Raw genomic sequence first — 11,270 nt, forward strand, 5'->3', positions numbered from 1 at the left:
TAGGGCCCAGCCGCCAGGTCCCGCAAGTAGAGGTCGATGGCTGCTACGACCTCCTGGCTCGTGATGATGCCCGCCTTGCGCAGGTCCGCGAGAGTCGAAGGTCCGGCCGGCATGGTCGCGCTGATCATTCCCTGACGTTGATCACCCGTGCTTAGCGCGGCTTTGCCTGTCCGCCCGGCGTCCATCCATGCGCTTGGACCGCTTTGACGATTTTGCTCTGCATCTCAGGAGCTACCCCCTGCATCCACTGCTGCATGCCGGTGAGCTGGATCTGAGCGAGCTGTGGTTGGGCGGCTGCAAGGCGCTTGCCGGTGGGGGTGGCGTAGAACGCCGCGATCGCCTGAAGGTCGTCCTTACCGAGCACCGTAGCGAAGCCGCGGGCCTGGATGTCGAGGAGTTCGTCATAGTGTGCCGTCAGGGTCGGCATCACGACTTCCTGCACCAGCACCTGGGCCTTATTGGGCTCCTTGATGCCGATCTGCTGCATCATACCGACCATGGGTCCAGCCATGGCGCTGAGCGTCGCAGCGCGATCGCCTTGCATCTGCGCGACCGTCTCACGTGCGACCTTCACCAGAGCCGGGTCCGGCGCGGCTGTGGCAGCCGGTTGAGCTATGGCGGCGCAAGGCAACATGGCGCCGACAGACAGGCAGACGAAAACGGTTGAGAAGCGCATCAGCAGGCTGGCTCGCGTTGGTGACGCGACCCGGCTCCATCGCCGTCCGCACGTCGCAGCACCATAGCGTTGGCCGGATCGATGTCGACCACTGGGATGCCAACGTTGACTTAACCGTGCCGCCCGGCCGACATGGACCGTTACGGCCGGACCCGCCCTGGCGAGTCGTGGCCGCCATTCAGGAGACCATCGCCGCGAGATAGACCCTGAAAAGCCAACAGCCCCTTCCCGGCAAGGAAGAGGCTGCTGAAAACCCAGAGGCCATGTGAGGCCGCAGACGATGCTCCTCACAAGCCATGACCTCCCTCGGGAGTCAAGACGGAACCTGTTTCCGTCAACGGGAAGGCTTTGCCTGGACCCTAGCCGCGGCCCGTGAGGGACCGGGAACGATGTTTCACGCCACCATGCGGTCGGCGATTGAGGAGGCGCGCACGCTCGCGCAACTCGACAGCCTGTCGCGATCCATCTGGCAGGCTCACGCCGCCGAGACCGTCACCGACTCGGAGGCCCAGGGGCTAGCTGAGGCTCTGCACACCCGCCGCAGCGCGATCCGCGAGGCTGTGGCGCCCGTCGGCATTCCGCTCGGCCGGTGTGACGCTGTTCCCGCCCAAGCGCCTCCAGCGGGCTCCTGAGCGATCCGTGGCTATTGAGCGTCGCCGTCGGCTGGCGTGCTCGGGCCCGATGCCGCCCGCGCTCGCCAGCAGGTTCACTACTGGGCAGCTCGCGGTGCTGCGGGTCGTAGGCGACGAGATGGCCCGCAACGGCGCCTGCGGTCTGTGCATCGACGCCATCGCCGCCCGGGCCGGTGTCTGCCGCCGGCTGGCACAGGCCGCGATCCGGCTGGCCGAGGGCGACGGGCTGCTGACCATTCAGGAGCGCCGTCACCAGGGCCGGAAGTCCGACCCGAACGTGGTGCGGATCATCAGTCGGGAGTGGCTGCAATGGCTCCGGCGGGGAGGGCGGTCCGCGGCCCCGGCGCTCTTGGGCAGCATAGGGTGCAAAACGCTGCATCCCACGGATAAGGGAGATCCACAGATACAGGTTGTGGATACGGCACCGAAGGAGGGCTGCCGAGGGGCAGCGAGCGACCTCGACCGAAGCGACCCTATGAGAATTCTCGCGGGCGGTAGGACTGGCCGAGCCATGCGGTGACGGTCTGCGGCTGATCGGTATGACGAACGCCGCGGACGTCTACGTTGGGAAGGGTTCCGTCCTCTTCGGTCGCTCGACTTTAAGCTTTTGGTCTACGCGCCAGAGGCGGCATCTAGGCAGGTAGCGGGTCGACTACCGGAGGCTCTGATCTCCGCCACCGCACTGGCACTGATAGCCCGCAGGGTTGCCAGCATCGGCTCGTAGTCCCCGCCGGCGGCGCATGCTGTCTCGACTTCGCGACAGGCTTGCGCCAGCCCGGCAAACCCTAGTGCACCAGCCGCGGAGATCATCGCGTGAGCATCGTGTGCGAGTCGCTGCCGATCAGGCGCCGAGGTGAGCTCGAAGCGTTCCGTGAGTTCCTCGGCCAGCATCGCCAGCATCCGATCGACGCGTGCACGCCCGACCGTCGCCACCATCTCATCGACAACCGTCGTATCAATGACGGATGTGGCGGACGGCGATGTGTCATTCGACACTGTCAACCGGTCGATCACACCGAGCAGATCGTCGGCGCGAAACGGCTTGCCGACGTGTGCGTCCATACCGGCGGCCAAGAAACTCTCAACCTGTTCCGGCAAGACGTTCGCTGTCATGGCCACGATCGGTACCCGCGACACCGCATCTTCCAGGGCGCGGATCTGGCGTGTGGCGGCAACCCCGTCGAGCACGGGCATGTGCACGTCCATCAGGATCAAGTCGTAGGGTTTCGCCCGGGCTGCGGCGACCGCCGCTGCGCCATCGCCGACCACATCTACCACGTGTCCCGCTCGGGTTAGGATGGTGCTGGCCAACTCCCGGTTCAGCGCGACATCGTCGGCGAGCAGCAGCCGTCTACCTGTGTGAACGGTGGCCGGTTTGACTGCCGCCTCAGGTTCGGCCTTCGGCATCGAAACCGGCAACGTGATCTCGAACCAGAACGTCGAGCCGTGACCGGCCGCGCTGTCGAAACCAATGGTGCCACCCATCAACTCCACCAGCGTCTTGCAGATCGCCAGACCGAGCCCCGTGCCGCCAAAATCCCGACTGATCGAACCATCCGCTTGAGAGAAGCGCTGGAACAGCCGATCACGCCGGTCCGCGGGGATGCCGATCCCGGTATCCGTGATACTGAAGCGTAGGCGTGCAGTCCCGCTTACCGACCTGTCGGTACTCACGTGGAGGCCGACCCAGCCCATCCGCGTGAATTTGCAGGCATTGCCAAGCAGGTTGAGCAGCACCTGAGTGAGACGGTCCCTGTCGCCGAGTAGCCAGTCCGGCAGGCCCGGTGCGAGAGAGACGTTGACGGCCAGCCCCTTCGCCTCGGCCGGGCCGCGCACCATCGCGAGCACCTCGTCAATCAGCTTACCCAGCGCGAAGGACCGCGTCGCGATCTCAATCTGCCCCGCCTCGATCTTCGAGAAATCAAGCACGTCGTTGACGACGGTCAGCAGTGCCGATCCCGCCGAGCGGATGCGCTCGGCATGTAGGCGCGCCGACGCCGCGAGGTCATGCTCGTCGAGCAACAGGCCGCTGTAGCCGATCACCGCGTTCAGCGGCGTCCTGATCTCGTGAGACATCGAGGCCAGGAACTCGGTCTTAGCCGCGCTCGCGCGTTCGGCCTCGGCGCGAGCGACATCCGCCGCGGCGCTGGCCGCGAGAAGTGCTGCTTCCGCAGCCTTACGGCCCGTCACGTCCAGGTTCAGTCCCAGTATCCGCCGGACCTGCTCATCGGGTTCTGGCACACCCCTTCCGACGCTGCTGATCCAGCGCACGCTTCCATCCGCCTGCGGCACCCGGAACTCGACCGCGAATGCTTCGCCCGCCTTCGCCGCGGCCGCGACCACGTCGAGCGCACGCTCACCGTCGCCCCGGTCAACCAGTTTGAGCCACGCCTCGGTATCCAAGCTGTGATCGGAGGTCGTCTCGATGCCGTGCAGGCGCGCGCTGCCGGGCGACCAGTCGATGCGGGTGGTGGCGAGGTCCAGATACCACGTTCCGGCATTTGCAGCCTGCTGGGCGAGCAGCAACAGACTGCTGGCTTCCTCCACCTTACGGCGGGCAACCACGATCTCGTCGATATCAAGGGCGGTGCCGAGCATGGCGAACACGGCATCACCCTCGCGGATCGGCACCATCATCAGCTTGTGCCAACGGTAGACGCCGTCGTGGCGCTGTAGGCGGCCCTCTACCTCGTAGCCTTCCTGCCGCTCCCGCGCTTCCACCCAGAGCCGGGCCATGCGATCGGCATCGTCCGGATGATTTCGGGCCAGTCGCTCTATGCGCGCACTGCCGATCGAGCCGTAGTACTCCTCAAAGCGCTGATTGACGTAAGTCGCCTCGCCGGTCTCGACCGACATGATCCAGACGAGCTGCGGGAGTGCATCCGTCAGGGCGCGAATGCGCGCCTCGCTGGCGCGCAGCGCATCTTCGACGGCCTTGCGTTGGCCAACATCACGCAAAGTCGCGACGTAGCCGTGCGCTGCACCAGTGACCGGATCATGTGTGAGGCTGAACGAGATCTCCAACCAGATCCACGAGCCGTCCGAGCGCCTATAGCGCTGACGGGTCATGGTGCGCTCTACGCGTCCGCTCGTCAGGTCGTCGAGGGTGCTAGCGTAGTCCGCGACGTCATCGGGATGGACGAAGTCGAGCGGACGCGTACCGATCAGATCCTCCGGCGCGTGGCCGAGTATGGTCGCTGCGGCGGGCGAGACGTATCGGCGCGTCGTATCGAGCCCGCACCAAACGATGATGTCCGTGCTGTTCTCAGCCAAAAGCCGGTAACGCGCCTCGCTGGTGCGGATACCCGCATCCGCTATCTGACGACGCTCGGTCTCGCGGGCCAGCAGCATGAGCGCCGTGACAAGAATGATCGTCAGGCCACCACCGAGCACGCCTTCCTCAATTGACATGCTTCGCCAGGAGGCGAGGACCTTATCCTGACGCAACGTGGCACTGACGTACAACGGATAGTCATCGAGGTAGCCGAGCGCGATGACTCGCTCGACGCCGTCCGTGATGCCCGGTGCCCAGAACGGCTTGTTGTCCCTGGTGAGGACGTGGCGGCGGTAATTGTCGCTGTCGGCGAAGTTCCGGCCGACGAACTCCGGTGCGTGAGGCGAGCGCACGAGCAGGGTGCCGTCCGCACGCCAGAGATTGATCAGAGCGCCAGGGCCGTTGTCGATCGCGTCGTAGACGGCTTGAAACGCTCCGGCGTCGAGCACGACTTGGACGATGCCGGCGAAGGTGCCATCCGGATTGTCGATGCGTCGCGCGATCGGCAGAACGAGTTTGCCGACGAGGCTGCCCATGACGGGCTTACCGACCACAAGATCTTTTCTCGGCTGATCGCGCAGGGTCTGGAAGTAGTCGCGATCAGCGACGTTGAGATGTCGTGTCGGAAAAGCCGCGGCTTCGGCGATGGCATTGCCGTTCCGGTCGATGACGACGATGTTGCTGATCCCGCTCGACCGGGCATATTGCTCACGCAACGTGCGATGTAACGCTTGTGGGTTCAGATCCCGCAAGCGTTCTCCGACGAACGTGGCGACGGTCCGAAGGCGATCATCTGCCACTTCAACCATGCGCGTGGCGTAATGCTTCGAGGCTAGGGTCGTGTTGGTGACCTGCTGCTCGGCGTCTGTAAGTTCGCGGTTGCGATGAGCCAGCACCGTATGCGTGACGAACGCCGGGATGCCGAGGCCGATGACGACGGCGATCGACCGAGCGAACGTGCCCGGTCCGAACCTCATCGAATTATGCTTTGGGCCCAGGATCGGCACACACTCCCCCTCGGTCGCTCGCGCGGACGAGAGCATAGTATGGTTAAACAGGTGATAGAGAGCGTCGAGACGCGCATGCGAGGACGCGAATGTGTTGTTCCACATCACCTACGAGCGGCCGATGATGTACGAGGTGCGCGAGGCGACAATGATCTGCGTCGTGAGCCGGAAGGGCGCCATCGTGGGCGCCTACATGCCGGCTGACGAGTCCGTCACCACGCAATGGACGGCCCTCAGCCGCCGGTGAGCTGACGACGATAGGCGTTTCCTGCGTACCGCCCGTGAAGCCTAGGCCGGGCCGTTGCATGAGGGTCGGTGCAGCGCGGCGCGACTGGAGATCGCGAGCGCCGGCCCACGGCCTATCGACGCAACCAGTAACCTCAATCAGCCCCTCCTATGCCGTAGGTGCAAGCGGCCTTCGCCATGCGGGCGAGCTGCGCCAGATCCAACTCCATACCATCGATCTGCAGTCGCTCGCCGAGGCCAGCAAGCTTGGGTCGCAACGCCTCGATCATCGCTGCAAGTGACTCCCCCAGGGCACGGATCTGTGCCGCGCGGGGCTCAAGATCGACGCCCTCAGCGAAGGCGCCGGCCAGGGCCGCTGTGAGGCCCTGAACCTCGCCAAACGGAACGATGGAATGGGGTTCAACGAGGCTCATCGTGACCTCACGCCGCGCGCACGGTTGCGAGGAAGCGGCCGACCTCGGCGGTGAGATGCTCGGACTGGCGTGAAAGCTCGGACGCCGCCCCCAGCACTTGGCTCGCTGCCGCACCGGTCTCCTCGGCTGCCCCCGCCACACCTGTGATGTTGTGCGTCACCTCGCCCGTGCCCTGGGCTGCCTGGCTGACGTTCCTGACGATCTCCTGGGTGGCCGCGCCCTGCTGCTCGACGGCCGCCGCGATCGAGGCCGCCACCCCGTTGATCTCGCGGATCCGCCCGGTGATCCCAGCGATCGACGTGACCGCCTGTCCGGTCGAGGCCTGGATCTGTGCGATCTGCCCCGAAATCTCATTCGTCGCCTTGGCTGTTTGCTCGGCCAGCGCCTTCACCTCAGAGGCCACCACGGCGAAGCCCTTGCCAGCGGCCCCAGCGCGCGCTGCTTCGATCGTGGCGTTCAGGGCCAGCAGGTTGGTCTGCCCAGCGATGGTCGAGATCAGCCCGACCACGTCGCCGATCCGGGACACGGCGGCACTCAACTCCTGCACGAGGCTACCGGTCTGGTCAGCCTCGTGCACGGCACGCTGTGCAAGCTCGGCCGAGCCGGCGACCTGCCGGCTGATCTCCTGCACCGATGAGCCCAGCTCCTCGGCGGCGGCGGCCACGGTGTTGACGTTGCTGGCGGCTTCTTCAGCGGCCGCGGCCACCGTGGTCGACTGACTGGCGGTCTCTGTCGCCGTGGCCGTCATGGTCTGTGCTGTCGCCTGCAACTCGGTCGCGGAGGACGACACCATGCCGATGATGCCACCGACCGCGGCCTCGAAGCCGTCGGCCATCTGGCGCATCCCGGTCTTGCGCTGCTCCTCGGCGGCCAAGCGTGCCTGGGCCGTCTCATCTTCCAGCGCCTTCATGCGGATCAGCCCGACCTTGAACACCTGAACGGCGTCCGCGATCGTACCGATCTCCGTCTTGGCCCCCTGATACGGGATGGTCGCGGTGAGGTCGCCAGCAGCGAGAGACTGCATCGGGCGAACGACCGAACCGATGCCGCGGGAGATGCCCAGGATAATCGTAGCGGCCAGCGTGATAGCTAGAACGACAGCAGCGAGACCAGCACCAACCAGCATCAGCCGCGTTCCATCGTAGGTAGCTTTACTGTCGGCCGCAGCCTGCTGCGCCCCGTCTTGATTGAGCTTGATGATCTTGTCGAGCGCCGCAGAGGCATCGCGACGGGGCGTGACACCCTTGGTTTCGTATAAGGTCAGAGCCTGAGCTTTCTCGCCCATGTGAGACATAGCGAGGATTGGCTTCACGACTGCTGCGAAGGTGCGCCATTCACGTACAAAAGTTTCGTAGAGTGCACGTTCCTGGGGCGAGCTGATGAGAGCTTCGTAGGCTTTTGTCGCTTGTTCGAGTTTATCACCGCGCTCCGACAGATCTTTATCAATGCTGGCGAGCATCTGCGCATCGGTGGACAGGATATGACGCAGCATGCTCGTCACATAACGCCCCGTCAAAGCGTCTACTTGACTTGCGGTCCTGACGCTCGGAAGCCAGTTCGTCTCGACGTCCAGAAGCGAACCATTGATCGTCGAGGCACTCCATAGCCCGACCGTGCTCAGCCCACCTAGAAACAGAAGAAGCACCGAGAAAGCAGCGATGAGCTTGCTGCGAATGGACATGGACTGAAATGACACGGCCAACCCCATAGAGCGGCCGGCGATCGAGCAATGCGTGCAGCCGCTGATATTCCGACCTAGCCGCGAATGGTTAATAGATCCAAAAACTTCATTGGTTTCATCGGTATAGGCGTGAAGTGAGGCAGGTGAGTACCTTGTAGGCGAATGCTGATGAATAAGAGTTCTCTAGACTGGCTTCACGTCAGGCGATCTGCCTCTTGATTGTGAAAGCGGCCGGATCGGTAATCGTCTCGATCCGCTCCGACGTAACGCCCTGTTAATATTTGCAACCAATGATTGTGCAATATCGTTAATGCAACCTATGACGCAAGCTATGCCGTATGTCGACAGGATGGCCCGTTCGCCGAACCTATTGGGCACGGCCAGCGAAATCGTCGCGGCCTACGTCTCGAACAATCATGTGAGCACGGCCGAGCTTCCCGCGCTCCTCGCTAGTGTGCACGCCGATCTGTCGCGGCTCTCACGTCAAGCGTCAGGGTCGCTGCCTGCGATCACGCAGAAGCCCAGCGCGAGTGAGATCCGCAATTCGCTGGGCCGCGATGGGATCAAGAGCTTTCTCGACGGCCGTGTCTATAAAATGCTCAAACGGCACCTCAGCCGCCATGGCCTCACTCCGGCTACCTACCGCGAACGCTACGGCTTGCCGCTCGATTACCCGATGACTGCACCGGCCTACAGCGAGCGGCGAACCGCGATCTCGAAGGCCATCGGGATCAGCAGAGCATACGCTTCCGAGATGGCATCGTCCCACGATGCGTCCGTCAGAGCGGGTCGCAAAGCAGCCTGAAAGTCCCCGATCTCCGGTGGTGTTCCGCCAGCCCGGCCGAACGTTTACGCTAGATCGAACACGGCCCTGGCTTGCCGCAGCAAGTCCGCTGATAACCCTTCAGACGCACAGGATCCATTAACCACCCCGCGCCACCATACCCTCAGCGATCGGCTCCGGCCGCGCGCCGGCAGAGCAGCACCGGGATACCGTCTCGCAACGCCCAGGTGCGGCCTCGCCGGCGCAGTCGCGATGATCACGTGCGCACCTTCAGTGCGTGTGGTGTGATACCCATCCCGCTACCGTGCTTCTTGCCGTAGCGCTGCCGTCAGCTACCGCCCCTTACCGCTCGCTGCCGTGGCTTACCGTGAGTCAGCTGGGGCATCGGTTCGCGCAGCCATTAAGGCCGCCGCCTTCGGTCCGCCTCCTCCGCCGCCACGGCCTCGACGGCCGCGATGACGTTCTCAAGCTCAGCGACCTGGCGCAGCATGCTCCCGGCTGGCAGACCGCTATGCTCGGCCATCGCCAAGATGAGCATGCGTTGCTGCGTCTTGAGGCGCTCAAGGAGGTCGTGTAGCTTTTCGGGCATGGCCGGGCTGTAACGGCGCTCACAGAGCCGGGCAACTGGCGAAGCGATTGACTCACTTCACGCGCCCTGGTTCATCATAGGGGTGCCAGCAGAAGCCTATCAAATCCACGCCCTGCTCATGTCGCCGCCTGAGGCTTCGGTCGTCGTCGGCCAGATGCCGGAGGAAGGGCGCGCACACCTCGGCGCTAGGCTACACAACGTTTACCTGTCGCGGGAGTCGCTGGTGAAGATCCGGCAGCGGCATCCCGAGATCACGTATATCGATCTGACATGGACACCGGAGATCCTAGCGCACGGTACCTTGGTCGCCGAGGAGCCGCCGTCGAGGTCTGTAGGAGCTATCTACACCTTCGCTCGGACGAACCGGACCTTTAGAGCTGTCGTGAAGCTATCGGGGTCACGCTGCGACATGTGGCTGACGGCATTCTACCGGATCGATGCGAAGCCCATGCTGCGCTATCTCAACAGTCCCTTGGTGCTGCGGAGAGCGGATCGTCGGCTGTGACGGGCGGCCCGTAAGCCGCCCGCCAAGCCCAGCGCGGTGGGGCCTGCCAGGTAACCCCACATTGCGAACCGATGGGGCGGTAAAGCGTCCATCGTCCTACGGCCGGCAGATCTCAGCCCTTGCGAGCTTTCACCGTGTCGCGCGCCGCTTCGAACAATCCCACGTAAAGGTTGAGCGGCGGTGGTCAAGGCTGGTTAGCGAAGGGTTGCAGACAAGGCTGCCGCGATGCATCTCGACACCAGCCTCGCCACCCACCGTACTCAGTCGGGCCGCACGTCCTTCATCTCAAATAGCAGCGCCCCAATCGCGTGTCCGTCCGTGGCATCCCCTGCCTTCACAACGAGCGGCCAATTAGACATGTCGCTGGATACACTCTCAAGACGGCGGGTATTCTTAGCCCACGCCATTGCTTCCTGAACGGCTTGATCGAGGTCAAGCGCCTTAACTCCTGGCCGCTGGAATGATGACTGGCCGCCGAGGTGGCCGAGCGTGAAATCGTAGAGCGGCATGCAGGCACCGAGCCATTGAGTCGCCGCCGAGCTTAGCTCTGTTGGTGCATTTGCTCCATGAGTCCACCCGTCCGACCTCCTGTAGGATCGTCATCCCGTCCGCCCGGCCCGCGGCAGCATTGAGTAGAACCTGCTGGCATCGAACTGCTGTCGGGCCTGCTGCAGCGACATCGAATGGCCATCCATCTTCGGGGCCGCCATGCCACCGCCGCTTGCCGCCTTCTGTCCCTGCTTCTGCTGCCCGCCCGCGATGCTCTTCAACGCGCTGGCGATGCCGCCGTAGGGGCTTGCGTCCTCCTGCTGACCCTGTGACCCGTCCAGCGCGGTCGGCTTACCCGAGAGGGTGGCGACATCCGGCGCGGCAGAAGACCTGCCCCGGAACGGCAGGACCTTGCCCGACAACACCACCTAACCCGAAAACGCCCTGCTGCGCCGTGCTACCCATTGAGGCGCCTGATCAGCCCCCATTGAAGTGGTCCGCCCTTTGGTATGGCTTTTGAGCTAGGAGGACGGACAAGATGGCAAAACACCCGAAGCCTGAGGAGATCGTTGCCAAGCTACGGCAGGCGGATGTGCTGATCTCACAGGGCCAGAGCGTGGCCGATGCAATCCGCGCGCTCGGTGTGAGTTCGGTGACGTACTACCGGTGGCGGCGTGAGTTTGGCGGCCTGAAGTCGGATCAGGTTCGCCGGATGAAGGATCTGGAGACCGAGAATACCCGTCTCCGGAAGGCAATTGCCGATCTCACCCTCGACAAGCTGATCCTACAGGAGGCGTCCCGGGGAAACTTCTGAGCCCCGCGCGCCGACGCGCCTGTGTCGAACACATCATGCTGACGATGAACGTCTCCGAGCGTGGTGCCTGTCGGGCACTCGGTCAGCATCGCTCGACACAGCGCAAGGTGCCGCGGGGCCGCGACGACGAAGAGGCGCTGACGGCCGATCTCGTGGCGTT

11 protein-coding genes and 1 pseudogene are annotated in these 11,270 nt (G+C 64.1%); 6 read left to right on the forward strand and 6 right to left on the reverse strand.

Going from position 1 to position 11,270, the window contains the following annotated elements; all coding sequences use genetic code 11:
- Positions 1-151: 151 nt before the first annotated feature.
- Positions 152-676 carry a DUF2059 domain-containing protein gene (locus MKK63_RS08170; RefSeq protein ID WP_244000483.1) on the reverse strand — a complete coding sequence of 175 codons (525 nt, stop codon included), beginning with the start codon at positions 674-676 and terminating at the stop codon, positions 152-154.
- Between the two features lie 389 nt (positions 677-1,065).
- Here MKK63_RS08170 and MKK63_RS08175 point away from each other — a divergent pair, with 389 nt between their 5' ends.
- Positions 1,066-1,308, forward strand: a complete 243-nt coding sequence (locus MKK63_RS08175) for a hypothetical protein (protein WP_244000485.1) — start codon at positions 1,066-1,068, stop codon at positions 1,306-1,308.
- Between the two features lie 7 nt (positions 1,309-1,315).
- Positions 1,316-1,828, forward strand: a complete 513-nt coding sequence (locus MKK63_RS08180; RefSeq protein WP_244000487.1) for a hypothetical protein — start codon at positions 1,316-1,318, stop codon at positions 1,826-1,828.
- Between the two features lie 92 nt (positions 1,829-1,920).
- Here MKK63_RS08180 and MKK63_RS08185 read toward each other — a convergent pair whose 3' ends face one another.
- On the reverse strand, positions 1,921-5,589 hold the full coding sequence (locus tag MKK63_RS08185) for a PAS domain S-box protein (protein WP_244000489.1): 3,669 nt from the start codon (positions 5,587-5,589) through the stop codon (positions 1,921-1,923).
- Positions 5,590-5,680: 91 nt separating this feature from the next.
- On the opposite strand from MKK63_RS08185, the gene MKK63_RS08190 reads away from it, so the two are divergent.
- Positions 5,681-5,836, forward strand: a complete 156-nt coding sequence (locus tag MKK63_RS08190) for a hypothetical protein (protein WP_244000491.1) — start codon at positions 5,681-5,683, stop codon at positions 5,834-5,836.
- A gap of 133 nt (positions 5,837-5,969) precedes the next feature.
- On the opposite strand, the gene MKK63_RS08195 is transcribed toward MKK63_RS08190, so the two are convergent.
- Positions 5,970-6,248: a hypothetical protein gene (locus tag MKK63_RS08195; protein ID WP_244000493.1), complete on the reverse strand. Its 279-nt coding sequence runs from the start codon at positions 6,246-6,248 to the stop codon at positions 5,970-5,972.
- A gap of 7 nt (positions 6,249-6,255) precedes the next feature.
- Entirely contained in the window at positions 6,256-7,944 is a 1,689-nt protein-coding gene (locus MKK63_RS08200) for a methyl-accepting chemotaxis protein (protein ID WP_244000495.1), read from the reverse strand.
- A gap of 316 nt (positions 7,945-8,260) precedes the next feature.
- Between MKK63_RS08200 and MKK63_RS08205 the strand changes: the two genes are divergently transcribed.
- Positions 8,261-8,734, forward strand: a complete 474-nt coding sequence (locus MKK63_RS08205; RefSeq protein WP_244000498.1) for a MucR family transcriptional regulator — start codon at positions 8,261-8,263, stop codon at positions 8,732-8,734.
- A 650-nt stretch (positions 8,735-9,384) separates the two neighbouring features.
- Complete coding sequence (locus tag MKK63_RS08210; RefSeq protein ID WP_244000500.1) at positions 9,385-9,807, forward strand: hypothetical protein; 423 nt, start codon at positions 9,385-9,387, stop codon at positions 9,805-9,807.
- Between the two features lie 260 nt (positions 9,808-10,067).
- On the opposite strand, the gene MKK63_RS08215 is transcribed toward MKK63_RS08210, so the two are convergent.
- Complete coding sequence (locus tag MKK63_RS08215; protein ID WP_244000502.1) at positions 10,068-10,316, reverse strand: hypothetical protein; 249 nt, start codon at positions 10,314-10,316, stop codon at positions 10,068-10,070.
- Between the two features lie 90 nt (positions 10,317-10,406).
- The gene (locus MKK63_RS08220; protein ID WP_244000504.1) at positions 10,407-10,718 is read right to left on the reverse strand and encodes a hypothetical protein; all 312 of its coding nucleotides are present in this window, start codon (positions 10,716-10,718) and stop codon (positions 10,407-10,409) included.
- Positions 10,719-10,834: 116 nt separating this feature from the next.
- On the opposite strand from MKK63_RS08220, the pseudogene MKK63_RS08225 reads away from it, so the two are divergent.
- A pseudogene (locus MKK63_RS08225) lies at positions 10,835-11,270 on the forward strand (transposase); the annotation flags it as partial.

The organism is Methylobacterium sp. J-088 (genome assembly GCF_022829295.1).
GTDB lineage: Bacteria > Pseudomonadota > Alphaproteobacteria > Rhizobiales > Beijerinckiaceae > Methylobacterium.

Excerpts from the sequence above, each read along its gene's own strand:
- MKK63_RS08170 (WP_244000483.1), bottom strand. The coding sequence starts at position 676 with ATGCGCTTCTCAACCGTTTTCGTCTGCCTGTCTGTCGGCGCCATGTTG.
- MKK63_RS08175 (WP_244000485.1), top strand. The coding sequence starts at position 1,066 with ATGTTTCACGCCACCATGCGGTCGGCGATTGAGGAGGCGCGCACGCTC.
- MKK63_RS08195 (WP_244000493.1), bottom strand. The coding sequence starts at position 6,248 with ATGAGCCTCGTTGAACCCCATTCCATCGTTCCGTTTGGCGAGGTTCAG.
- MKK63_RS08205 (WP_244000498.1), top strand. The coding sequence starts at position 8,261 with ATGCCGTATGTCGACAGGATGGCCCGTTCGCCGAACCTATTGGGCACG.
- MKK63_RS08215 (WP_244000502.1), bottom strand. The coding sequence starts at position 10,316 with ATGCCGCTCTACGATTTCACGCTCGGCCACCTCGGCGGCCAGTCATCA.